25 protein-coding genes are annotated in these 24,242 nt (G+C 59.1%); 4 read left to right on the top strand and 21 right to left on the bottom strand.

Annotated features, from left to right (window positions below; genetic code table 11):
* Positions 1-18: 18 nt before the first annotated feature.
* From B9Z43_RS15675 to B9Z43_RS15580, 20 genes are all read right to left on the bottom strand, one after another.
* The gene (locus B9Z43_RS15675; protein WP_146183947.1) at positions 19-567 is read right to left on the bottom strand and encodes a hypothetical protein; all 549 of its coding nucleotides are present in this window, start codon (positions 565-567) and stop codon (positions 19-21) included.
* Positions 551-1,786 carry a sialidase family protein gene (locus B9Z43_RS15670; RefSeq protein WP_233250128.1) on the bottom strand — a complete coding sequence of 412 codons (1,236 nt, stop codon included), beginning with the start codon at positions 1,784-1,786 and terminating at the stop codon, positions 551-553. The genes B9Z43_RS15675 and B9Z43_RS15670 overlap by 17 nt, the downstream gene beginning before the upstream one ends.
* Positions 1,787-1,875: 89 nt before the next feature.
* Positions 1,876-4,005, bottom strand: coding sequence for a TonB-dependent receptor (locus tag B9Z43_RS15665; RefSeq protein WP_108326881.1), 2,130 nt, complete (start codon positions 4,003-4,005; stop codon positions 1,876-1,878).
* A gap of 96 nt (positions 4,006-4,101) precedes the next feature.
* Positions 4,102-4,464 (bottom strand): DUF2946 family protein, encoded by a 363-nt coding sequence (locus B9Z43_RS15660; protein WP_146183946.1) that lies wholly within the window; start codon positions 4,462-4,464, stop codon positions 4,102-4,104.
* A gap of 63 nt (positions 4,465-4,527) precedes the next feature.
* Positions 4,528-5,100, bottom strand: coding sequence for a DUF2244 domain-containing protein (locus tag B9Z43_RS15655; protein WP_158270133.1), 573 nt, complete (start codon positions 5,098-5,100; stop codon positions 4,528-4,530).
* A 12-nt stretch (positions 5,101-5,112) separates the two neighbouring features.
* Positions 5,113-5,499: a hypothetical protein gene (locus B9Z43_RS15650; RefSeq protein ID WP_146183945.1), complete on the bottom strand. Its 387-nt coding sequence runs from the start codon at positions 5,497-5,499 to the stop codon at positions 5,113-5,115.
* Positions 5,496-6,272 (bottom strand): PepSY domain-containing protein, encoded by a 777-nt coding sequence (locus B9Z43_RS15645; protein WP_108326877.1) that lies wholly within the window; start codon positions 6,270-6,272, stop codon positions 5,496-5,498. Before B9Z43_RS15645 ends, B9Z43_RS15650 begins: the two co-directional genes overlap by 4 nt.
* Positions 6,273-6,282: 10 nt before the next feature.
* The gene (locus B9Z43_RS15640; RefSeq protein WP_108326876.1) at positions 6,283-8,364 is read right to left on the bottom strand and encodes a TonB-dependent receptor plug domain-containing protein; all 2,082 of its coding nucleotides are present in this window, start codon (positions 8,362-8,364) and stop codon (positions 6,283-6,285) included.
* A gap of 211 nt (positions 8,365-8,575) precedes the next feature.
* Positions 8,576-8,938: a DUF2946 family protein gene (locus B9Z43_RS15635; protein ID WP_108326875.1), complete on the bottom strand. Its 363-nt coding sequence runs from the start codon at positions 8,936-8,938 to the stop codon at positions 8,576-8,578.
* A gap of 13 nt (positions 8,939-8,951) precedes the next feature.
* Positions 8,952-10,100, bottom strand: coding sequence for a methanobactin export MATE transporter MbnM (locus B9Z43_RS15630; RefSeq protein ID WP_199222327.1), 1,149 nt, complete (start codon positions 10,098-10,100; stop codon positions 8,952-8,954).
* Positions 10,101-10,106: 6 nt separating this feature from the next.
* Positions 10,107-10,988, bottom strand: a complete 882-nt coding sequence (locus B9Z43_RS15625) for an MbnP family copper-binding protein (protein ID WP_108326874.1) — start codon at positions 10,986-10,988, stop codon at positions 10,107-10,109.
* A 19-nt stretch (positions 10,989-11,007) separates the two neighbouring features.
* Positions 11,008-11,550 carry a copper chaperone PCu(A)C gene (locus B9Z43_RS15620; protein WP_233250127.1) on the bottom strand — a complete coding sequence of 181 codons (543 nt, stop codon included), beginning with the start codon at positions 11,548-11,550 and terminating at the stop codon, positions 11,008-11,010.
* Positions 11,551-11,559: 9 nt separating this feature from the next.
* Positions 11,560-12,147, bottom strand: coding sequence for a Crp/Fnr family transcriptional regulator (locus tag B9Z43_RS15615; RefSeq protein ID WP_108326873.1), 588 nt, complete (start codon positions 12,145-12,147; stop codon positions 11,560-11,562).
* 87 nt (positions 12,148-12,234) lie between these two features.
* On the bottom strand, positions 12,235-12,627 hold the full coding sequence (locus B9Z43_RS15610) for a DUF2946 domain-containing protein (RefSeq protein WP_108326872.1): 393 nt from the start codon (positions 12,625-12,627) through the stop codon (positions 12,235-12,237).
* A 30-nt stretch (positions 12,628-12,657) separates the two neighbouring features.
* Complete coding sequence (locus B9Z43_RS15605; RefSeq protein WP_108326871.1) at positions 12,658-13,125, bottom strand: copper chaperone PCu(A)C; 468 nt, start codon at positions 13,123-13,125, stop codon at positions 12,658-12,660.
* 99 nt (positions 13,126-13,224) lie between these two features.
* A complete protein-coding gene (locus B9Z43_RS15600; protein ID WP_233250126.1) occupies positions 13,225-13,593 on the bottom strand; it encodes a DUF2946 family protein in 369 nt (122 codons plus the stop codon).
* A gap of 54 nt (positions 13,594-13,647) precedes the next feature.
* A complete protein-coding gene (locus B9Z43_RS15595; RefSeq protein WP_108326870.1) occupies positions 13,648-14,673 on the bottom strand; it encodes an XdhC family protein in 1,026 nt (341 codons plus the stop codon).
* A 16-nt stretch (positions 14,674-14,689) separates the two neighbouring features.
* Positions 14,690-16,831 (bottom strand): xanthine dehydrogenase family protein molybdopterin-binding subunit, encoded by a 2,142-nt coding sequence (locus tag B9Z43_RS15590; protein ID WP_108326869.1) that lies wholly within the window; start codon positions 16,829-16,831, stop codon positions 14,690-14,692.
* Positions 16,832-16,848: 17 nt separating this feature from the next.
* Positions 16,849-17,313 carry a (2Fe-2S)-binding protein gene (locus B9Z43_RS15585; protein ID WP_108326868.1) on the bottom strand — a complete coding sequence of 155 codons (465 nt, stop codon included), beginning with the start codon at positions 17,311-17,313 and terminating at the stop codon, positions 16,849-16,851.
* Positions 17,314-17,525: 212 nt separating this feature from the next.
* On the bottom strand, positions 17,526-19,664 hold the full coding sequence (locus B9Z43_RS15580) for a TonB-dependent receptor (RefSeq protein WP_108326867.1): 2,139 nt from the start codon (positions 19,662-19,664) through the stop codon (positions 17,526-17,528).
* Between the two features lie 541 nt (positions 19,665-20,205).
* On the opposite strand from B9Z43_RS15580, the gene B9Z43_RS15575 reads away from it, so the two are divergent.
* The 4 genes from B9Z43_RS15575 to B9Z43_RS15560 all read left to right on the top strand — a co-directional run bounded on the left by B9Z43_RS15575 (position 20,206) and on the right by B9Z43_RS15560 (position 22,229).
* Positions 20,206-20,853: a glutathione S-transferase gene (locus tag B9Z43_RS15575; protein WP_108326866.1), complete on the top strand. Its 648-nt coding sequence runs from the start codon at positions 20,206-20,208 to the stop codon at positions 20,851-20,853.
* Between the two features lie 162 nt (positions 20,854-21,015).
* Positions 21,016-21,375 carry a TraR/DksA family transcriptional regulator gene (locus B9Z43_RS15570; protein WP_233250125.1) on the top strand — a complete coding sequence of 120 codons (360 nt, stop codon included), beginning with the start codon at positions 21,016-21,018 and terminating at the stop codon, positions 21,373-21,375.
* A 24-nt stretch (positions 21,376-21,399) separates the two neighbouring features.
* Positions 21,400-21,774 carry a hypothetical protein gene (locus B9Z43_RS15565; RefSeq protein ID WP_108326865.1) on the top strand — a complete coding sequence of 125 codons (375 nt, stop codon included), beginning with the start codon at positions 21,400-21,402 and terminating at the stop codon, positions 21,772-21,774.
* Between the two features lie 41 nt (positions 21,775-21,815).
* Positions 21,816-22,229 (top strand): VOC family protein, encoded by a 414-nt coding sequence (locus tag B9Z43_RS15560; RefSeq protein WP_108326864.1) that lies wholly within the window; start codon positions 21,816-21,818, stop codon positions 22,227-22,229.
* A gap of 25 nt (positions 22,230-22,254) precedes the next feature.
* On the opposite strand, the gene mrdA is transcribed toward B9Z43_RS15560, so the two are convergent.
* A complete protein-coding gene (mrdA, locus tag B9Z43_RS15555) occupies positions 22,255-24,240 on the bottom strand; it encodes a penicillin-binding protein 2 (RefSeq protein ID WP_108326863.1) in 1,986 nt (661 codons plus the stop codon).
* Positions 24,241-24,242: the final 2 nt, after the last annotated feature.

Here is a 24,242-nt window from a genome sequence, read left to right as displayed (position 1 = left end):
CAATCATGCCAGAGCACTTCAAGCAGGTGCCAACCAGCGCTTGAGCATCGCGGCGGGAGGCGGACCGATCACCCGCTGCGTCTGGCCTTTTGCATCCACCAGCACCACATAAGGGGTAACGTTGGGCCAGGCCGGATCCACCGCTTGCCGGATGGCGGGCTCAAACCCGTCAAAAGCGTACATCTGGGTCATGCCTTTGAAATGCGTGGCGTGGCGCAGCGCCTGTGGGCCGTTGACATCCATCATGACCGCATTCAATTCGGGTTTGTTTTTAAGTTGCTGCACCGCCTTGTGCAACACCGCAAAGGCGGCAGGGCAAGTACTGCAATACGAGGTGGTGAACAAATAGGCCGCAGGGCGCGGGCCGTGTTGAAGGGCGTGCGCCCAAGTTTTTTCATCAAAAGGCAGTACCGTGCGGCTGGCAACTGTGAGCGCGGAACTTGGAGCGGCTTGTGCCGAATGTTGCACCGCGTGACTTACTGGATGCTGCGCCTGCACCGTCAAAGCATTGAAGCCAAGCGCGGCAGCGCAGACCATGTGCGCTGTGGATTTAAAAACGGATGTCATGGACTTGCGTCTCCTGCGTGTTGCGCCAAACCACCAGCATGCGCGCGCCACTTTGGGCCAGGCGCGGGTGGTCGTTGTAACCCGTGGCTTGGCCCAGGGTTTTGAGGGTGAAGTTCTGGCCGCCATCGGTGGACAACCAGGCTTTGAGTGTGGTCTGCGCGCCTTCGCTGCTGCGCCAGACCACGGCCACGTTTTGGCCATCGGCCATCACATCGGCGTGTTCTGCACGCGCATCGGGCAACGCGCGCAGGGTCTCGGGCAAGGGCTCACCTTGCGCATTCAGGCGGGCATAGCGCACGGCGGCCTGATCTTGCCCAGCCACTTTGCGGATGCCAAACCAAACGGTGTGGTAACCCGAAGTGCCTGCGTTGAGTGCCAAGCCGGGACCGTGGTGCGGGCAGGCATTGATCTGCCAGTCGTCGTGCGTGCTGCGGGTGATGCGATTGGCTGGGGCACCTACGCTGGCAAAAGCATGGTCGCGCGTGCTGTTGTCGAACACATGCCGCCAGGTCGCTTGCAACTGGCCTTGCGGATTGCGGGCCAGGCCAATACGGCAGCACTCGCACGAGTGGTCGGCCACTTTGGTGTCGGGGCCAAACGTCTGACCACCGTCCTTGGACTCGTTGCGGTAAATCGCGGCCCCCGCGTACTTTTGCGCCGAGCCTTTGGGCGGCTGGTCGCGCTTGTCCACCCACAGCGTGTGCAACACCCCTTGCCCATCAAAGGCCACCGAATCAAAACGGTGCGTGATCTCCTGCCGGTCCTGGTGCACCGTAAAAGGCGCACTGAAAGTTTGCCCGCCATCGCTGCTGCGCAGCATGCGGATGAAACCCGTGTAAGGCTTGGTCAGCGGCATGGTGTAACTGATCACCGCCCAGCCTTGGGGGCCAAACACTATTTTTGGGCGGCTCTCGCCATCGGCCGCAATCGGGTCAGCGCCGGTGCTCAGGATGAGCGCTTCACTCCACTGCAAAGCCCCGTCCAAGGGCGTGCTTTGCACAAAGAGTTGCGCTTGCGCATTCAGGCCCACCACCCACAAGCGGCCGTCGGGTGCAATGGCTGCGCCTGTGGCCAGTTGCGGTCGCTGGTGGCGGTGCTGTGAAGTCGCAGCGGGTTTGCTGGCATCCTTGACAGCATCTTGCGCCCCAGCCTGCGGGACCATAAACGACCAAGTCATTACCAGGCCCCACACGGCACACCAACGGTTCAATAATTTCATGGGCTTCTCTCACAAAGTCGGGAGATTGAATTAAAGGCTGGCGAAGTCATTGTTACTTTTTAACAAATCATCGCCAGCCAGACTTCACGTCAACGTTGACCAAAAGATTTGGTCAATCCCACCATCACGCTGCGCGGTGCACCAGCGGCATAGGTGTTTTGCTCATTGGGTTTGTAAGCGCCGCTTTTGTAGCTGCTGGACGCGTTGTCCGAATACAGCTTGTCGGTCAGGTTACGCACCTGGCCCCAAACCTCCCAGCCATCGCCCAACCTGTGGCTGGCAGTCAGGTTGAGCTGGGTATGGCCCGCGTAGCGCACGGTGTTGGCGTTGTTCATCCAATAGCTGCCTTGCTTGACCAGACCCAAGGCCACGCGCGAAGCCGGTGTGAATTTCCAGCCGACTTGGGCGTTGATGGTGTGGTTGGGGGCCTGTGGCATGTCTTTGCCCGAATAGTCTTCGATGGCCCCCACTTTGTCGCTGACGCGGTAGCTCATAAAAGTGTGCTCGGCCCAGGTCGCGCCCACGCGCCAGTCCCATTCACGCAGATCCTGGTTCAGGCTCAACTCCAAGCCCCGGCTGCGTGTGTTGCCTGCATTCTTGTTGTAACTGTCGCCAATTTCAGAGGTGTAAGACACGATGGTGTCTTTGCCGCTGAGTTGGTACAGTGCCGAATCCAGACGGATGCCAGAGGCCAACAAGGCACGCCAGCCCACCTCCACGTTGTCGTAAGTGGCCGAATTCAATTCGGGAATGGCGGTCTTACCGTACAGCTGGCTGACTTCGGGCGGCGTGAAGCCCATGCTCAGGTTGCTGTACAGGCTGCTGGTGGGGCTCAGGGCGTAGGTCGCGCCCAGCTTGGGGCTGAACTTGGCAAAGCTGCGCACCTCGTTGGCCGCACCGTAGTTGGAACCTGGCGTCAAATTGTTTTTGAAGTCGTAACGAATGCTGTCATAGCGGCCCCCTGCCACGACACGGATTTTTTCCGTGGGGCTGAATTCCAATTGTGCAAATGCGGCATCGTTGGCAATGCCAGCACCGTAGTTGCGCACACCGCTGGGGTTGGCCACGCTGTTCAGGGTGTAGCTGATGTAACGCCCCGTGGGCACATCGCGCACCACTTTCAAATTGTCCGACACATAGTCGTTCTGGCTGCGGTCAATGTAGACGCCTGTGACCAGGCGGGCTCGCAAGCCATCAAGCTTTTGCTCGTGCTTGACATCCAGACCCAATGATTCAACGTGGTTGTTGTTCAAGGTCCCTTTGCATGTGGCGCCCGAGCACCCCGAGATCGTGTAATTGGGCAACTGCCCGTGGTCGTTGTTGCGGGCAAACAGGGTCACCGTGGTCAAGCCGCCTTGGGTGGTTTCGCCCTCCCAGGCCAAATTGGCGCGGGTGGTTTTGTCTTTGCGCCAGGTGAAGGTGTTGATGCTTTTGCCCGGGTTGGCGCGGAAGTCGTTTTCAAACAAACTGCCGGGCGTGTCCGAGTCCAGGTTGGTGTGCACCAGCGATGCACGCAACCAGGATTTGTCGTTCAGGTTGTAGTCGCCACGCAGGGTGAACGAGTCCTTTTTGCCCCCGCTGTACTGCTGCCAGTTGTTGGTGTCACGTTGCGAGCTGTAGTGTGAGAAACGCAAGCCCAGATCACCCCAGGTGTTGCTCGCGCCAGAGTCCACGCGGGTGAACCCATCGGTGTTGTCGTGTCGAATGCCCACATAGCCGGTGGGCGTGCGGGAGGCGCGTTGTGTCAAAAAGTTGACCGCCCCGCCCACGGCGTTGCTGCCATACAAGGAAGATGCAGCACCCTTGACCACCTCAACACCGCCTGAGCCATTCATGTTGTTTTCGTTCAGCGCGTTGTGGTTGAAAACACCGAGGGGACGAATCGGGATGCCGTCTTCCAGGTACTGGTACACCGCGTTGGTGCTGATGGGCTGGCGAATGGCCATGCTGTGCTGCTCGTTGCCCAGATCGTTCCAGTGCACACCGGGTATGCGGTTGATGATCTCGCCCACCGATTTGGGCTTGTCGGCGTCCCACTGGGCGCGAGTGACCGAGCCAATCGACACGGGCGTTTCGGACAGTTTGGTTTCCGAGCGCGAACCCGACACCACGATGGTGTCCAGCGCTGTTGAAGTTTGGGCCACAGCGTGGCCACTCAGGCTGGTGAACAGGCCGAACACGGCTAAAGACAAAGGAGAAAGAGAGAGGGTATTTTTCATGGCAAGTTTCAAATCGATCAATCACCGCCAGCACACAGGGCCGCAGTGACAACAAGCGCCGAACACCTGGCGGTGTTCAGTCCGGTTCAACAGGGATCAATTCGAAACAGGCGGCCCACGAGAGGGCAAAGGCGGAGCCGTGCGTGCGATCAGCACGGCCTCGGGCAGACGCTGCACGATGTGCGAGCGGGCATCAGGCACATGGGCCAGAGCGGACACCGTGGGCGGCGGCAGGGCGGGCGTGGCGTGGGCGCACAGCGGGCAGTCCATGCTGCTGCGCACTTGGGCGTCACCGCCCTCACCTTGCACCACCACTTTCATGAGGCCCATGCTGGAGCACACCACGTCCACGGTTTTGGGCTGCAGCGTGGCCGCCAAAACCGACACCCCCACAAACAGCACGTACCAGACCAGCACAAGGCGGGCCAGACGGCGCAGGGGGGTGGGTGAAAAAAACATGGCGCGATTATCGCAAAACCGAAAAACGCCGTTGATCCATGTCAAATTGGCCATGACGTTCAGTCATCCATGCGCATTCAACACCACCGCCCTCACACCCGCTTGCGCCAGCACAGCTTGCAGCTTGTGCACACATTCCCGCGCAGACGCATGGGCCAGGTCTTTTTGCAGTTGGCGGCAAACGGCACGGCGCACAGCCGGGCGCAAGCCCAGGCCAAACGTCACCGTTTGTCCGCCACTGTGCAGAGCAATGCAAGGATCAAAACCCGCAGTCATGCCAACGCGGAGCAAGCTGCGGTTGAAACTGAAGCTTTGGAGCTTGCCCTGGCGCTCTTGAATGATTTGCACCTCGAACGCCGTCAGCACCAAGGTGTCGCTGTCAGCCACCGAGCGCGCATGGACAAGGAACGCCACAGCTACGGCCAGCACTTCGACACCCGAAAAAAACAAGACCCACGGCGCATTCATCATCCAAAAGGCCAGGCCAATCGTCAACGACACGGCCGACAAGCCCCCCAGCACCGCCAGCAGCGTCCTCGGCGATGCCGAGCAATTGCGCTGAAGGCGGATGCTGTGAGACGGGCTGATCGGGTCGTCAGCAGCCGAACGCAGTTTCAGGGCTTGGGCACACAACACGGAGATACACGCTTATGAAGGCAATGCCTCACACACCAGGGACTGCCCCACCACCGCCTCACAGCTGCATGCCAGGATTTCGCATGAGCGGTCCACCTGTGCTTGGGGCTCTCGAATCCATGTCACCTGACCTTGGCGCAGCTTGAGTTTGCAGCCACCACACTCGCCAGACTGGCAATCCGCTTTGGGCAAGTGCTCCCACAAGCTGTTGAGCAGCACACCGGGCTCCAAAGGCACATCGCCATGGCCTTGCAAGTGCAGCGTCGTCTTGAGCGACTGAACAAGGGCCAGCTGGGGCTTGATTTTTTGGCGAAACGACAAGCCCCACACCACGCCCCACAAAGTGAACAGCACAGCGGCCAGCATGCACAGCGCCAAGAAAGTGATCAGCATATTCATGATGGCGTCCCCTGAATTTGGATACGGCGGCGCTCCTCGCCTTTTTGCTTTTCGCGCTTGAACCACATCCACAGCCCCGTCAGGCAAAGCAAGATCAGCACCCAGCCCATGACGTTGCTCCAAGCCATCTCACCCGGGCCTTTGCCGAACACATAAGCACCCGAGTGCACCTCGCGCATGAACTGGTGCAAAGCCACCGTCGGGTTGTCAAGCGTGGGCAATTGCTTGTTGCTCATCATGGCGCGTTTGTGGATTTCCCAAGTCACACCGTCCGCAGTGATCCAAGGTTTGCCATCGGCCATCTCGCCGCGTCCCCCCTGGATGACCAGCACACGGCCATCGGCCAGACGCGAGACCTGACGCACCCGCCCGCGTTTGACCGCACTCCATTGCCCATCGTCTTGTCGCACCCACAAAGCCATGCGGGTGGCGACCACGGGCCAAGGGAGGTTGGCCACTTGGGCCAGCCCGACCACCTCTTGCCCGGCAAAGGCTTCAATGGTTTCGGTCTGCCCCGACCCCACACGGGTCAGGCCCTTGGCATTGCCGATCCAGACGTTGCCGTCCGATGACTCCATGTAAGACATGAACGGCAAGCGCTCGGGCACCGATTCGGACCCCAGCCAACTCATGGGCACCTGAATTTGGGTGACGCTGCGCATCGAAATCAGGATGCCACTGATGGCCATGACCATGAACGGCAAGGCCAGGATGATTGCCACCCACAAATGAATGCGACGGGCGGTCCAGGGTTTTTTGTGATGTTTTGGCATGTTCTTGTCTTTAAAACTGGCTCACGACTTCCAAACCAAGGACCCGGCCAATGTCTTGCACGCCGTTGCTGGTTTCGTATTTCTTATCGGTCAGATTTTTGACATACGTGGTGACACGCCAATTCATGTCGTTCCAACGCCAATCACGACCCACACCCAAGTCCACGCGTGTGTAACCACCCAAGTAAGCCGCAGTATCTGTGGCACTGCCACGGTAACTGCTCACATATTTGGCACTGGCCGTGACCTTGTAAGCACCCCAAGCTTGTGACAAGGCCAAGTCTGCGATGTCCTTGGGGGTGGTCAATTCAACACGTTGGAGTTTTGTGAAATGCGTCCAACCCAAGCGGTAACTGCCGTTGTCCAACAAGCGCCCTGTGCTGATCAACTCAACACCTTGACGCAGTGTGTCATCTTGGCCATAGCATTCCGCGATGTCGGATGTGCCATTCCATTTCAAGTTGTTCGCGCCGGTGGTGGCCACTGCGCTGCGGCAAGTGGTGTTGGCCGGTGTCGGCCTGACGGCGGTGTAGGTAAACCCCTTGACGCTTTTTTCATTCGCGACTTTGCGCGAAAACAGGTTCACAGAGGGATTGAACCAGGCGTTCACACTGCCTGCCAAGCCCAACTCCCACTTGTCTTGTTGGTCATCCCCCAATACAACGCCCGGCATGGGGTTCAGGTTGCGGCTGACTTGTTCGGCGTGGGCATAGCGGGCCGTCGCTTTCCAATCCGTGTTCAATTGGTAGCTGGCACCTGTGCTGAAAAACTCTGCCGCTGGCAAAGTGCGGTTTTGGAAAATGAGCGGTGAATTGACACCGCCTGGTGGCTGTACACCTGCTGTGTAGTAATCCAATCCGTGCAGCACCTTGACTTTGTCGCGACGCAAGCCCGCGTCCAAAGTCAGGCGATCACCCATCAACTTTTGTTCGACCGTGGCAAACAGGCCTTGGGTTTTCTCTTCTCGCTCAATGCCCTCGAAATAATTCATGCCGGAGGGGTTATGCCAATGCAAAAAATCACCGCCAAGCGCGATTCGCGTTTTGTCAAAGTCCATGTGTTGGCGGATGTTCACATGGGTGGTTTCGTTGTCGTTCAGATTGGCTGTCGCAGGCGATGTCGTGTTCAGCACCTGGTGGCTTCGCGTGTTCGACAGACTAAACAACGTGGTTTGTGAGGTGCTCCAGGTCTTGCTGCCATTGATGACCCACAAGTCGGTTTGTGAAGGATCAACAAACCAATTGCCGTTGGTGCCGCGCACAGGCGGGTTGCCTGTCGGGCCAAAATGCAAATTGGCGTTGGGAACTCCAAACTGACCTTTGTCTTTGTAAGCCATCAAGTCAAGGAGCCAGCCGTGTGATTCAAATCCAGTTTTGGCCAGCCCCGAAGACGATTCACGCCACACGTTGTAGCCAGCGCCGTTGTCCAGCAATTCCGAAGGGCCATTGGTGTCGCTGTAGTTCAAGAGCCCTGCGATGTAGCCCTTGTGCTCCGGTTCACCTACACGGCGACCCACCCACAGGCCTGCTTGAACGGTGTCGTTGGATTCGACCGCCAGGCGGGCTTGGCCCTCATTTTTTTGGGGCTTGCGTGTGCGCACGATGACAAAACCATCCACCGGTGCCCCACCGGGGCTGACCGAACCCGTCATGGGTCCCATCGTCAATGCCGTACCACCTCTGACCACCTGCACTTCTTCAATGGCCATGATGGGAATGTTCTTCATCAAACGGCCAGCCATATTGGCTTGCAGGTAAGCACCGTCAACGATCCAGATGAAATTGCTGTCACCTCGGATATTCAGGTTCGCAAAACCCTTGCGACTGCCTTCGGTGGACAAAACGCCCGTCGCATTGTTCAGCAATTCAAACACGTTGGCGGGTCGCAGTTCCTCAATGTCTTGGCGCGTCAATGTTTGGGTATGCAAATCATCGCTGCCAGCCAAACGAAAAGGATTGCGTGCGTTTTGGGGCGACAATTCGGCGCGCCCACGATCTGTCGAAATTCTCACCTCGTTCACTGTGGACACTTGGGCGCAAGCCAATGAGGCCGCAAAGGCCGTAGACAAAAGAATAAATGCTTTGTTGTTCATGATTTTTTGAGCGTTATGGGGGTGACACAAATGCGGTCATGACGGCGACTTGTCGTCGGTGCTGTTGCTGTCAATGACTGCTGGTGCGGTGACCAGCACCTCCAGAGGTTGGGTTTGCGCAAACGCATTGGGGCCAGAGGCAGGCACAGCCATGCACGCAAAAAGAAATCACCCGTACAAATTCGGGCGAAGCCAAGAGGCCTTGCGGCGATCAGTTCAGTTCAGGCGGCCCGCGAGAGGGCAAAGGCGGTGCCGTGCGTGCGATCAGCACGGCCTCGGGCAGACGCTGCACGATGTGCGAGCGGACATCGGCCACATGGGCCAGAGCGGCCACCGTGGGCGGCGGCAGAGCTGGCGTGGCGTGGGCGCAAAGCGGGCAGTCCATGCTGCTGCGCACCTGGGCGTCACCGCCCTCGCCTTGCACCACCAACTTCATGAGGCCCATGCTGGAGCACACCACGTCCATGGTTTTGGGCTGCAGCGTGGCCGCCAAAACCGACACCCCCACAAACAGCACGTACCAGACCAGCACAAGGCGGGTCAGGCGGCGCAGGGTTGACGAAGTGGTGGACATGCTTGGCAATGCTTCAACGCTGCACAGACCACGGGTTGCCGTGCCGAGGGTTCTGTACGAAGGTCTTGTCCGTCAGCGCATTCAAAAACGCCACCAAGTCGGTGACTTCTTGCTCGCTCACTTCAAACCCGGCGATCAGCGAACTGCGCATGGGGTTGGGGCCTGCAGGGGTGTTGCCTGCACGGCCCGCTTGGGCGTAGTGCTCGCGGATGACTTGTTGCAGCGTCGGGATCGAGCCGTCGTGCATGTAGGGCGCGGTCAGCGCCACGTTGCGCAGCGTGGGCGTGCGGAACTGGCCCATGTCGTCGGGATTGCCCGTCAGCTCGCTGATGCCGATGTTGTTGGCCGGATACGCGCCCCGGCCATCCAGGTTGTACAGCCCGGTGTTGTGAAAGCCTTGTTCGGCCAGCGGCAGTTTTTGGTGGCGGATGTTGTCGGTGAAGGTGAAGCCGCCATGGCAGTGGTAACACTCCATCTTTTCGCCAAAGAACAGCGCCTCGCCGCGCTTGGCCGATGCGCTGATGGCGTCTTTTTGTCCGCCGTATTGGTAGCGGTCATAAGGGCTGTCAAACGACAACAAGCTGCGCTGAAAGCTGCCGAGCGCTTTGGTCACGGTGCTGAGCGAATACAGCGCCTGCGCGCCCTGGCTTGCCTCGGCCGGGAAGGCTTTGGCAAACAGTTCGCGGTAACGCGCATCGGCTTGCAGGCGTGCAAACAGCTCTTTCTCACGCCCTGCCATGCCCATCTCGACCGGGTGCTCGCCAAACAGCGGCACCAAGGCTTGCACCTCCAGCGCGGTCAAGTGCGGGTTGGCCCAGGTGAGCACGGGCAGGTACGCCACATTGGCCAGCGACATGGCACTGCGGCTGCCTTGCTCCTTCGTCACGCCTTCAGACAAGGCCCGCCCATCGGTGAAGGCTTTGTCCTGGTGGTGGCAGCTGGCGCACGACATGCTGTTGTCGGCCGACAGGCGTTGGTCATAAAACAAGTGCCTGCCCAGCTCGACCTTGGCCGCACTCATGGGGTTGTCAGCCGGCTCCACCGGGCGAGGCACCCATGCGGGCAGCCCCCAGTGGTACGCCTGCAAGGCGCTGCCGCTGAGCAGCACCCAGCCCAGCACCAACGCGGGCCACAACACGAGGGAGCGAGGCAAACGCTTCATGGCCGATCAGCGCTGGGACAACAGGCGCTGCGGGCCAGCAGCGGCCACGCCGTCATAGGCCAAGCCCAGAGCGTTCATCACGGGCGGGCAGTCGGCGTCTTTCAAAAAGCTCATGCAGCCGGGTGATGTGCCTTTGGCGTTCACGTCCACATTGGCCTGTGCCAACACAGCGCCCATGTCCACCACCACGGTGTTTTTGGCCAGGTCAAACTGGTTCAGGCGCACGGTCATGCGGTTGGGGTTTTGGCAGGCGCTGGGGACTTGGGTTTTGCTGTCGCCCGCGCACGCGGTGCTGCCCAGGTGCACCGAATAGCGCGTGACAGGGCCCATGGCGTTAGGGGCAGCTGGTTTGTCGGTGCTGATGCCACTGCTGGTGGTGTCGAACTTGATGAACTTGTAGCCGCCTTGCCAGTTCCAGAACATGGCCGTGGAGTTAAGCGGTGCAGGGGCGACGGTCGGGTCTTGATGATTCAGTGCAAAGGGCACGCCCACGGTCAGCTCCACACCCACATAGTCACCCGCAGGCACTTGGCCACGCACGGCGGTATTGGTGGAGGTGGTGCCATTGCGGCAGGGGCCGGTGCCGTTTTCAAAATCGATCAGGGCCACGTTTTGGTGCTGCCAAATGCCGTCTTGTGCCAGTTGCACTGGCACGGCACTGCCGTCTTGGCGCAACAACTTCACCTCGCTCACATACATGCGAAAGTCGCTGGGCGTGATGCTCGAACGTGTGGTGCCCACGCCGTCGTACCGCTGACCGCAGACAAAAGACTGGCCGTTGATTTGCGCCGCAAAGTTGAGCGACACCTGCGCGGTTTTGGGTGCGTTGGGCACCGTGCTGCAAGCGGCCAGTGCCAGGGCTGCGGCTGTGATCAAGAGTTTTTTCATGAGGGTCTCCTGGTGGGTTTCAGTGTTGATGTGTAGGGCTGGCATTGCCCGAGCGCGGTGTTTGGACCCAGACGTTCACACGCCGGGTTCCGGCTTTTTCAAAGACCAGCTCCAGGTCGAAGCGGTCGCCGTCTTTCAAGGGCTGTTTCAGGCCCTGCAGCATCAGGTGGTGTGTGCCTGCACCGCCATGACGTAAGTTGACTTCGGTGCGTGCAGGCAGCTCAATGGCAGGCACTTCACGCATGCGCATGACTTGCCCGTCCATCTGCATCTGGTGCAATTCCACCCGCTCGGCCACCGCGCTCTTGGCTGCGATCAAACGGTCGGCTTGGCCGCCCCGATTGCGCAGGCCTTTGAAGTACACACTGCCGTTGCGTGTGCCAGCCAGGCTGGGCGTGGCATAGGGATGGTCGATCACCAAATCGCCTTGTTTGAAGTCATGGGCGTGGGCCTGAGGTGTCCACAGCGCCACAGCGCCGATGAACAGCCCGCCCAAAACGAAGCCCAACCCGAAGCCGGTTTTGCGCAGCAGCGCCAAGAGGTTCATGGTTTTGCAGTTCATGAAAAGTCCTCAAGCCGCCAAGGCAAACGGCTCAGCCCCGGCCCACACAGACGCGGGCTTGACCCGCTGGGGTTGACGCTCGACCATCAGGCGGTTGAGCTCGCGGCAAACGGTCTCGAATGCCGAATCCACCACACGCGCCATTTCCTTGAGAGTGGGCAAATCTTTGCGCGGCACGTCCACAATGCGCCCGTCTGACTGACGCCCCAGCACAGTCAGCAAATAGGCCAGGCGTTGCCCAATGTGCCCGGTGCGCAGGCGCTGCATGTCGCAGGTCTGGCGCTGCTGCTGCATGAAGCCTTGGGCCATCGTGGTGTAGCGGTCCAGGTCATGGTTGACGGCCATCGGCTGCGCCTTGGCGGCCACCAGGGCCACCACCGAAAACGCATAGGGCTCGGCGCACAAGGCCTCGACCCCGATCAAGTCGCCTGCATGGGCCAGTTGCACCAATGTTTGGCCATCCTGCCCTGTGCGTTCCAGCTTGAACACGCCTTGGGTCACCCGCCAGACCGGGCCGACCGAGCCGGCGCTCAACAAGGTTTGGCCACGGGCGACAACGATGGGCTCGCCCACCGGAATTTGAGTTAAGAATTTCACGCTTTTCTCCTGACTGAATTTGCCGGTTCAACTGCTTTGGGGCGTCAACCGGACATGAACAGGCGGACACGCCTGCACGACAACAATTCAGCTCAAATCGGGAGGAGCGCGAGAGTGCACCGACCAAAGCAGGACGGTTTGAATAAAAAGAATGTGCGCGTCCGCCAGTTTGGGCGGCGCCTGGGGCAAACCGTGCCAGACCCAGGGGGTGACGGGCGGGGCCATGCGGTCCGTAGCCAGCACGCACAAAGCGCAATGGTCCAGCATGCCCATGCCAGGGACTGGGGCACTGCCCTCATCCGGGGTCTGATCCACCGCCAGCTGATGTGCACCGTCGGTGGTGCAGACTTCTGTCCAGTTGATCTGCGCACCTTGGCTCCAGGCGCGTGCACGTGAGACCGTGGGTGCCAGGGCACCCAGCAGCATCACGCACAGCACCAGCAGGCTGAGTTTGCGCAGTTGGAAGGAGGTCCAGGTCATGGGCCGATCAGTGTTGGATGCTCAGGCCGATCAGTGCTTGTGCATCTGGCCTGCGCCGTGGTTCATGGCCGGGGCGGCGGCTGTGCGGGCAGGCACTTTGAGCTCGACCGACTGGCGTTTGCCGTCTTTGCCTTCCACCACCAAGGTCACGGGCACGGTGTCACCGTCTTTGACTTGGCCTTTCAGGTCCATCAGCATGACGTGGTAACCGCCGGGCTTGAGCTCGACCGCTTTGCCTGCGGGCAAGGCCAAGCTGGGCACGGCACGCATTTTCATGACGCCGCCGTCCATGGCCATTTCGTGCACCTCGACCACACCGGCCACAGGCGATTGGGCCGACAGCAGCTTGGCATCTTGCGCCGACTGCAGTTGCATGAAGGCCCCGGTGGCCTTTTGCTGGGGCACAGTGGCGCGCACCCAAGCGTCTTTGACGGTCACTTGGGCCGATGCGGCCACGGACAAGAAAAGGGCAGACACGGACAAAACAAGACGTTGCATGGATCACTCCTGGACAGGGTTAAGAAAAATCGTGACGGCGGCAAGCGCCAGATGCGCTGAAAAGCTTGTTGGCGAAGCTGTGCTTCGCCAACAGGGCACTCAGGCAGAAAAAGCGGGAGGAGCGCGGGCCTGCCAGGGCTGCCCCAGCAAGCTGGCCAGCAGGGCGGCAGGCCTTGCTTGCAAAACGTGCGACAAGCCGCCAGGGGGCAGCAAGGTTGGCAAAGCAGCCACGGGGGGAGCCACCAAAGGCAGGCAAGCAGGGCAGTCCAGTGCAGTGTGCAAAGCGGCAGCACCGTTGTCATCGGCGTCGGCTTGCACCAACTTCATGCTGCCCATGGCGGTGCAGACCAGCTGCGTGGCCTCTGGCTTGACCAGCGGCGAAGCCACCGCCACCCCAATGAACAACGCGAACCACACCAGCACGAGGCGGGTGAGCAGTTGGGCGTTGCGCAGGGTTTGCATGGCCATGATTATCGCATTGCCGCTTGCAATGACTTTTCCGGTACCGATGGCGGGTTCACATCAAGTCAAGGCGCAGGCGGTGATGCGTGAGTCGCCGATGTCCAGACTGCTCAGCGCCACCGCTTCACCGCTTTTTTTGACCACGGTGTTTTTGACCTGAACGATCTCGGCCACGATGGACACGGCGATCTCGGCTGGTGTTTTGGCACCCAGCTGCAAACCCACGGGGCCGTGCAGTCGGGCCAACGCCGCTTCGGTCAAATCGAAGTGCTCGGCCAACCGGGCTTTGCGTGTGGCCTGGTTGCGCCGTGAGCCCAGGGCACCGATGTAAAACGCATCAGAGTTCAGGGCCTCGATCAGGGCCATGTCGTCCAATTTGGCATCATGGGTCAGGGCAATGATGGCCGTGTGTGCATCGGGCACGATGTCCCTGACCACGTCGTCGGGCATGCCCATCACGCGGGTCACGCCATTCATCTGCAAGGCAGCTGCGTACTCTTCACGGGGGTCGCACACCAGGACTTCAAAATCCAACATGCCGGCCATCTGGGCCACAGCCTGGCCGAGCTGACCAGCGCCAATCAACAACAAGCGCCAGCGAGGACCAAATAAGGTGGTCAAGGCGATGCCATCGAACTGCAGCATCTCACCGCGCTGAGCATCGCGCAGTTGCACGCGACCATCTTTCAGGCTCAATGTTCTGGCCACCAACTGGTGCGTGCGTGTGCGCTCCAGGATTTGTTCGATCCAGGCGGTGTCTTTCACCGGCTCTTGCACCAAACGCAAAGTGCCACCGCAAGGCAAGCCAAAACGTGCGGCCTCTTCCTTGGTGGCACCGTAGGCCACCATCGAGGGATGGGTCAGGTGTTCGTACTCGCCAGCTTTGATGCGGGCGATCAGATCGTCTTCTACACAGCCACCCGAGACAGAACCGCTGACCAGTCCATCGTCTCGCACAGCCAATAAAGCACCGGGTGGCCTGGGGGCGCTGCCCCAGGTTTCCACCACGGTGACCAGGGTCACACTGTGGCCAGCTTGTTTCCAGGCCAGCACATCGGCCAGCACACGCAGATCCAGACTTTCCACAGCAGACCTCCGGACGTCAAGCTTGACGGATCGCGTCGGCGGTCAATGGCAGGCGGCGCACGCGCTTGCCCGTGAGGGCCGCCACGGCGTTGGCAATCGCAGGCGCAGCCACCGCAGTGCCAGGCTCACCAATGCCGCCAGGCTTTTCAGTGCTCTTGACCAACACGATGTCGATCTGTGGCGTTTCATGCATGCGCACAGGCTCATAGGTGTTGTAGTTGGTCTCTTTCACGCGGCCATTGGCCATGGTGATCTGGTGCTTGAGCACCGCGCCCATGCCAAAGATGATGCTGGACTGCAGCTGGGCTTCCACCGTGTCGGGGTTGACCATGTGGCCCACGTCAGCGGCCACAGTGACTTTGTGAACCTTGACGCTGCCGTCCTTGTTCAAGCTCACCTCGGCCACTTGTGCCATGTAGCTGTCGTAGCCTTCCATCAAGGCAATACCGCGTGCACGGCCCTTGGCCACAGGCTTGCCCCAGCCCGCTTTTTCAGCAGCCAGTTTGAGCACGTTGGCGTAACGTGGCTTGCCTTCGAGCATCTTCATGCGGTAAGCATAAGGGTCCTGGCCTGCGGCCTTGGCCATTTCGTCCACAAAGCTCTCGTTGGCGAAAGCGTTCATGCTGTGGCTCACAGCGCGCCAGTAACCCACACGGAAGCCGGTGTCATGGATCACCAGATCGTGTTGGGTGTTGGGCACGTTGTAGCCAGCCACAGCGGCTTCAGCCATGAAGGGGTCCAGGGTCTCTTTGGGCAGGCCGAAGGCGCGTTGTGTGACCGATTGCGAAGTGACCTTGAAGTGCACGCCCACGGGCATGCCGGACGCGTCCAGACCGCCTTTGACGTTGTTCACGCCCATGGGACGGTAGTAGTCATGGGTCATGTCTTCTTCGCGCGTCCACACCAGCTTGACCGGCTTGCCAACGGCCTTGGAGATCTCTGCGGCTTGAACGACAAAGTCCAACTCCAGACGGCGGCCAAAGCCACCACCCAAGTAAGTGGTCTTCAAAGTGACGTCTTCGGGCTTGAGGCCCAAGGCACCGGCGACAGCACCGTGCGCTCCTTGCTGGAACTGGGTAGGACCAATCAACAGGGCCTTGTTGCCTTGCACATGGGCCGTGAAGTTCATCGGCTCCAGTGGCGAGTGCGATTGCATGGGCGTGATGTATTCGGCTTCCAGCACCTTGGCGGCACCACCAATGGCCTTGGCCACATCGCCTTTGGACGCGATGATCGGAATCACCTTGCCAGACTTGGCGGCAGCGCGGTTGCCTTCCAGCATGGAAGCATCGCTGATCGACGCCACAGCGCCTTCGTCCCATTGAACGCTCAGCTTCTCAGCCGCCTTCTTGGCACGCCACCAGGAGTCGGCCACCACGGCCACGCCGTCGCTGACCTGCACCACGGCTTGCACGCCAGGCATGGCCTTGGCTTGTGCGCTGTCAAAGCTCTTGACCTTGCCGCCGATGACGGGGCACTGCACGATGGTGGCGTACACCATGCCGGGCAGCTTGACGTCGATACCGAACTCAGCGGTGCCGTTGGTCTTGGCCGGTGTGTCCAAGCGCTTGGTGCGCTTGCCCACAATGCGGAAGTCTTTGGGGTCCTTGATGGCTGGTTTCTCGGGCACGGGCAACTTGGATGCCGCTGCGGCCATGGCGCCATACGTGGCTTTTTTGCCGTTGGGGCCGATCAACATGCCCTTGTCGGCCTTGATCTGTGCGCGGTCCACGTTCCACTCTGCAGCGGCAGCGGACACCAGCATTTCACGCACTTGAGCACCTGCAACACGCAGCTTTTCCCAGCTGCCGCGCACGGAGGTCGAACCACCGGTGATCTGTGCACCCAACAAAGCGTTGACGTACGCGGCACCGGGAGGCGCATCGACCACCTTGATCTGGCTGAGGTCCACGTTGAGTTCTTCGGCCACCAACATGGGCATGGAGGTGTGAACGCCTTGACCCATTTCAGAGTGAGCGCTCAGGATGGTGATGCTGTTGTCATCGGCGATGTGCACCCAGGCATTGGGCGTGCTGACGGTGCCAGCAGCCATCGCTTGCCCCAGGGTGCCAGGCAGGTTAACGGCCATCAGCAGGCCACCGGTCACGGCTGCGCTGGTCTTGAGGAATGAGCGGCGAGAAGTTTGGATTTCAGTCATGTGTGTTCTCCAGCGGATCAGGCTTTGCGCATCGTGGCGGCGGCATCTTTGATGGCGGCGCGGATACGGGGGTAAGTGCCGCAGCGGCAGATGTTGCCGCTCATCGCGTTGTCGATGTCGGCATCGCTGGGGTTGGTGTTCTTGGCGAGCAAGGCTGCAGCACTCATGAGCTGACCCGACTGGCAATAGCCACACTGGGGCACATCGTGCTTGATCCAGGCCACTTGCAGGGGGTGGTTGTTCTTGGCGGACAGGCCTTCGACGGTGGCCACTTTTTTGCCAGCGACAGCACTCACAGGCGTCTGGCAAGAGCGCACGGCTTCACCATTGACGTGGACCGTGCAGGCACCGCACAAAGCCGCACCGCAACCGAACTTGGTGCCCGTCATGCCCAGTTCGTCACGCAAAACCCACAACAGGGGGGTATCGGTTTCGGCATTGGCCTTGGCAGGCTTGCCATTGACTTGAAAATTCACGCTCATCAAGGTCTCCTCAAAAAATTTAGTAGGCCCAAAAGCCTTTTTGCATGTTGTCGAACGTCAATTTACCGTGTCACCAGGCCATTCATCGTCTCCTGTATTACAGCTGACACATAAAAATTGCCGAAACAACAGAATACACATGAACTACAAATTTGGCCATGTGTTACCAGATGAGGCATACGCCCCGTTGACCATGCACCATACGCACACCATCACATAGGGATGTGGAGCTTCACACCGGTCATCCAATTACGTGGCATGCCAGGCTCGAAATACTGAGGCAGTGCGGCCGACTGGTTCACGATCACAGAGCCAACGTATGTGCGATCCATCAGATTGTCCATGCCAGCCCAAAGCTCGACACGCACAGGGCCCCAAACACTGCGGTGCCTGACCCGCAGGTTCACAGCGCCATATCCGGCCACTTTGGAGCCTGCGTCATTGACATCACTGGCCCAAAATGACGAGCGCGCCACCCAATCAACCGAAGCCGACCACCCCTGAGGACGGGGATTCATACGCGATGCAAAGCCCTGGTCTGCCCACTGCAATGAAGCGAACAGTTGCTGACTTGGAATGGCAGGCATGCGGTTACCCGACGGAATGGGAGTGGTACCCGAGGTAAAGTCGGCATCGTAATTTGCACGCAACCAAGCCATGGACAGCTGACTGCGCCACTGCGGCGTCCAGATGTTTTGCCAGGACAACTCACCACCTTCGCGCAAGGTTTGCGCAGCGTTCTTGTAAGCGGTTTTGCCATACAAGCTCCTGAGTGTGACGATTTCGTTCTCGGTGGTGATGCGAAACAAAGATGCATCCAGTCGGGTTGCTGGAGATGGCGTCCATTTCATGCCGACTTCATTGTGCTGGCTGCGTGAGGCCTGCAAGCCCGTGTTGAAGTAACCTTTGATCGCATTGTTTTCGACCACATAGGCGGCTTCAGTCAAAGTCGGTGTTTCGAAGCCCTTGCCCCAGTTGGCAAAGAGGTTCAAGGTGTCCAAGGCATGCCAAGTGGCCCCAACGACTGGGTTGGTTGCGGCATAACTTACCGAGCCCGAGCCGTTGCCATCGGTCAAATAATCATCACGGTTTTCCAGTTTTACGCTGCTGTGGCGAGCGCCTGCCGTGAAGGTGTAGGGGTTGCGGCCTTGTGCGTCGGTCCAATGCCAATTGATCTGACCAAACGCATCGGTGTTGCTGGCTTTATTCAACTCGTTGCGCGTGAGGCTACCGCTGACTTTTTCGCCCACGGCAGAAGCGCCACCTTGACGGCGTTCCGAAGTTTTATCGACATCGAAACCCAACACCCAATCGACAGGCCCATGGGCGACATCGCGCACCTTGCCTTTGAGTTGTCCGCCAATGCCGTAAAAATCACGGTCCAATCCCACCCAAGTGGCGCTGGCGGTGTACTGCGTGTTTTGACGTGACCCGGTGTAGGCGCGCCACTGCATTTCGAGGTCACTGTTAAACCGATGCTCCAGCACGGCACCGATTTGATTGTGTTGGACAATTTTTCGGGTCCTGTTGGTCAGCGCATCCGTGCCCGCTTGCCGAGGATCGTTTTTCAATTGTGTGGCGTTCAGCCCCAAAGGGTCTTGTGCCAAAGGCATGTCAAAGACGTTGGCCACCAATTTCAAACGGGTGTCTTCCTGCAGCTGCGTGGTGACCACCCCATTGAACTGCTTGCGCTCAGCCGCGCTGTTCTGACGGTAACCGTCGATGTTGAAAGTGCTGTAATCCGCCACGATACCCACGTTGCCGGAGCGCCCACTGAACTGCACATCGTTGCGGCGCAAGCCATGGCTGCCCAAGGTGGTGGAGACATCGAGTTGCGGCGGGTCCCCGGCTTCGCGCGTCCAGGTCTGAATCACACCACCGGCGGAATTGCCGTAAAGCTGAGCCAGTGGCCCGGTCAGCACTTCGATCCGCTCAGCGGAAGTCAGGCTCACGGTCGAGGCTTGCCCTTGCCCATCGGGGGTCGTGGCCGGAATGCCATCGGTGATCAGGCGGATGCCGCGCAAGCCGAAGGCTGAGCGAGCACCAAACCCCCGAATGGAAATTTGCAAGTCTTGTGCATAGTTGTTGCGATTGAGCGCGACCACACCAGGCACCTGGGCCAAGGTCTCGGACAGGTTGACTTGCGCACCAGCATTGCGGATGGCGTCGCCATCGATCACGCGCACTGAGGCCGGGGTATCAAATTGCTTTTGCGCCAAGCGGCCGCTTTGCACCAACACGTCCAATGAGGCTTGCGCCTCCTGCGCATGCACGCCACTTGCGAACAAGCCCGAAACGGCCATGGCCGCGCACAAAGGCAGCATGCGTTGAAAATCAATGGGGAAGTGCATCGTCTTACCTTCAAATGTTCAAGGGGCCAGAAGCGGCCGTCAGCCATTGACGACGCATGGGTTCAGTCGGCAAAGTGCTGGCCGGAAAAAATTCGCGCATGTTATCTCCTGATTGTTTTTGACCCGCCCAAGCCCCGTTACGGCGCATTTTTCGCGGCAGGTTTCCAGGTCAGTCCGGATCGCCCCAATGGCCTCTTGGCTCAAACTTACCTCAAATCGTGGCATGAAAACACGGCCACAGCGAGCACGTCGGCGACGCACCGCGGAGACTCAATACACATCCATTTCGGCACAGCACCCCTTGCACTTGACCGCATTGGCCATGCCAGCGCCATCGGAATTGATCTTGCGCTGGTCAGGAGCAGAATCCACATTACGAGAAACAATATGCGCTCGGGAGCGCTCAAGGCCTTGACGCGCGCCTGAGAATGGGCCCACCTCAGACGCCAGTAGCCGCTTGCCTCATCGCGGTCATCTTTGTGACGCTGGCCAACACCGGTTCAAGATAGCCTGCGCTTTTCTTTCTTCTCAAGGACATGCCATGCTCACACTCTGCGGCTTTGCAGCCAGCAATTACTACAACAAAGTCAAATTCGCCTTGCTCGAAAAAGGCGTGCCCTTCGATGAAGAACTCGCCTGGGTCGGCAAGACCGATCCCGCAGCCAGTCCCATTGGCAAAGTGCCTTACATCAAAACGCCACAAGGCCCTGTGTGCGAATCGGCTGTGATCATGGAGTACATCGAACAGCAATACCCGCAAACGCCCTTGTTGCCCTCCGATCCGTTTGCAGCGGCCAAGGTCCGTGAACTGGTGACCTTTTTGGAGTTGCACCTAGAGCTGGTGGCTCGCAACCTCTACCCAGAGGCTTTCTTTGGCGGCAAAGTCAGCGACAGCGCCAAAGAAAAAACAGGCGCCCAACTGGAAAAAAACATTGCCGCCTTCGCAGCATTGGCCAAGTTCTCCCCTTACGTGGCCGGCGACACATTGACCTTGGCCGATTGCGCTGCCGTGGTTCACTTGCCGCTGATTTCGGGTGCCACCAAGCTCATCTATGGACGTGACTTCATGGCCGATCTGCCGACACGGGACTACATGAAATTCATGGGTGAGCGCGCCAGCTTGCAGCAAGTCAACGCCGACCGCAAAGCCAATATGGAGCTGATGCTCTCGCGCATGAAAGCCAAATAAGCACCGTCCATCCCACACAGCAAGGGCCGCCCAATGGGCGGCCCTTTTGCTTGGCCCATCCCTGTTTTGAAGTACATCAAATGCAGCAGGCCCGGCCTGACTTCACCGCTGCAGATTGATGCACATCAACATCACTGGTCCTGCGAAGCCTAGGATGGCTGCATGAACACATCCTCCTCACTCCACCAAGAGCGCCTTCTGCGTGAACGCGCTGAACTCCTCAAACGCATCGCCCAAGAACGCGGGGGCTTGGTCTCTCGCGTTGACATGGCGGCCGAGCACGATGTGCGCGATTTTGAAAACAGGGCACAAGCCATTTCGGAGCGCGACGATGAGTTCGCGATGAACGAACATGAAACCGCCGAACTGGGTGCACTGGACGCCGCACTGGAACGGCTGGCAGCAGGGCTGTACGGCACGTGCAAAGACTGCGGCGTGTCAATACCCGAAGCACGCTTGGCCGCCTACCCGGCTACATTGCGCTGCATCGATTGCCAGACCGCCGCCGAAAAAACCCATTGACCCATTTGAAACAGAGGAGCCTTCATGAGCACTTTCCACGCCGTTGTCTGGATGGACCACAACGAAGCGCACATCGTGATGTTTGACCGTGGGCACATTGAAGCTCAGCGCATCAAAACGCGCAGTCACCACAAACACCAAGGCAAAGTGGGTGATGCCGTGCCTTTATACCAAGAGATCAGCAAAGCATTGAGTGGCTCTCGCGAAGTGCTGCTCACAGGCCCCGGGCTGGCAAGACAGGAGTTCCGCACCTGGTGCCTGCAACACGAGAGTGCAACGGCCCAAGTGATCGTGGACAGCATCGCCAGCGATCACCCCAGCGATGCACAACTGGCGGCTATGGCCAAACAGTACTTCAAGAAATTTGACTCCATGGCAGTCGATCCCTCGCAAGCCTGAGGCTGCTGCACATCCGTCCACAGGCTGCTATGCTTTGAGGCATGCGCAGCCTGTTTCATTTCGCCTTCCACGTGACCGACCTTGACGAAGCCCGCCGCTTTTATGGCGGTGTGCTCGGCTGCAAGGAAGGCCGCTCCACAGACACTTGGGTGGACTTCGATTTTTTCACGCACCAGATCTCTTTGCATTTGGGCGAGCCCTTCAAGACCAGCAACACCGGACGTGTCGGCGACCACCTGGTGCCCATGCCGCACTTTGGTTTGATCTTGCAAGAAACCGATTGGCAAGCATTGGCCCATCGCTTGCAATCGAAGGGCCTGCAGTTTGTGATCGCGCCGCACTTGCGGTTTGCGGGCCAGCCTGGAGAGCAATGGACCATGTTCTTCATGGACCCGTTTGGCAACCCGATCGAAGTCAAAGGCTTCGCTTCATTGGACACGGTCTACCAAAGTTGAACGGCCTTGCAGCCGCCGCTTGCGCTCAGCGCAAGCCGTCGCTGGACTTCTTGGTGTCCAGCACAATGTCCTGCTTGGCGCGGGGCGTCCCAATTGGGCGTGAGCTTTGGCCTTGTTGCGTGGCCAAAATGTCTTCTTCACTCGGGTACTGCCCCAGCAACCAGTAATCAAAGATGCGCCGGGCAATGGGCGCCGCCGAGACAGCGCCAAAACCTGCGTTCTCGACCACCAAGGCCAGCGCAATTTGAGGCGCTTCAGCCGGTGCAAAAGCCATGTACAGCGCATGATCGCGTTGATACTCACTCATTTTGCTGGCGTTGTATTTTTCTTTTTGACCGATCGTGACCGCTTGCGCCGTGCCGGTTTTGCCAGCGCTTTGGTAACTGGCGCCAGCAAACACCTGAGCCGATGTGCCGGAAGTGGCCACGCCCACCAAGCCATTGCGCACCACCGCAATGTGATCGGGGTTGTAGCCCAAATTAACAGGCGCCTTGTCCGAGACCGCTGATTGGGCATGGGTCAAAGCGTCTTGTGTGGCCTTGACCACCCGTGGTGTGTACTTCTGCCCCCCGCTGGCCACTGTGGCTGTGGCAGAAGCCAATTGCAGCATGGTGAAGTTGTTGTACCCCTGACCAATGCCCAAAGAAATCGTCTCACCGCCAAACCACTTTTGCTGCTCCGGACGCTTGTAGTAATTGCGCTTCCAATCGGTACTGGGCAAGATGCCCCGCACCTCACCGGGCAGATCGATGCCCGTGATTTGTCCGAAACCCAGGGGTTTCATGAAGTCGTGGATGGTGTCCACGCCCATGTCATTGGCCAGCGAGTAGTAATAGACGTTGCTGGACAGGACAATGGAGCGGACCATGTCCACCGGGCCCAAACCAGAATCACCATGGCTGCGGAACGTGTGGCCGCCAAAAGTCCAAGAGCCATTGTCATGGATGATCGCACTGGCACTGCGCTTACCTGTGGTCAAAGCGCCCAAGGCCATGAAGGGCTTATAAGTAGACCCCGGTGGATATGTGCCTCGCAGCGCACGGTTGAGCAAGGGTTTGTCAATCGACTCATTGAGCATCTGCCAGTTTTCTTGGTCAATGCCATCCACGAACAAGTTGGGGTCAAAAGTTGGCTTGCTCACAAAAGCCAGCACTTCCCCGGTATTGGGGTCTAGCGCCACCAAAGCCCCTCGCCGATTACCGAACAAGTCTTCCACCATCTTTTGCAAGCGGATGTCGATGGACAACACCACGTTTTGACCGGGCGTTGCGGGGCGGCTGGACAAACTGCGCGTGGCGCGACCACCTGCCGAAGTCTCAACCTGGTTAACACCCGTGATGCCGTGCAATTCACGCTCATAGCGCTGCTCTACGCCGAGCTTGCCAATGTATTCTGTGCCCCGGTAATTGCCGGACTCATCGTCTTCCTCGATGCGCTCTTTTTCTTTGGGGTTGATGCGCCCAATGTAACCAATCACATGGCTGGCCAACTCACCGAAAGGGTATTGGCGAAATAAGCGCGCCTTGATATCCACACCAGGAAAGCGGTAACGTTGCGCACTGAACCGGGCAACCTCTTCATCGGTCAATCGGGTGCGAATGGGCAGCGAATCAAAGCTCTTGGATTCTTCACGCAGTCGCTTGAAGCGCCGGCGATCTTTGACTTGAATGTCCACCAACTCGGACAGCTCGTTGATGGTGGTTTCCAGATCTTTGACCTTGGATGGCGTGATTTCCAGGGTATAGGCCGAATAGTTGCTGGCCAGCACGACCCCATTGCGGTCGAGGATCGTTCCACGCGGGGGCACGGTCGGCAACACAGCTGTGCGGTTATTTTCGGCCTGCTCCAGCAAGTCATCGTGCCGCACAACCTGCAAATAAGCCAATCGTGTCAGCAGCAAAAGAAAGCAAACCAGCACCACCGCCTGAACCACGATCACGCGTTCACGGAACCGGTAAATATCGGCCTGCGTATCGCGCAGTTCAGCAAGCGAAGGCAGACTCAAAGCCATGG

The organism is Limnohabitans sp. MMS-10A-192 (genome assembly GCF_003063335.1).
Lineage (GTDB): Bacteria > Pseudomonadota > Gammaproteobacteria > Burkholderiales > Burkholderiaceae_C > Limnohabitans_A.
The sequence above is the reverse complement of the archived record's forward strand: the minus strand, read 5'-3'. Positions and strand labels throughout refer to the sequence as shown.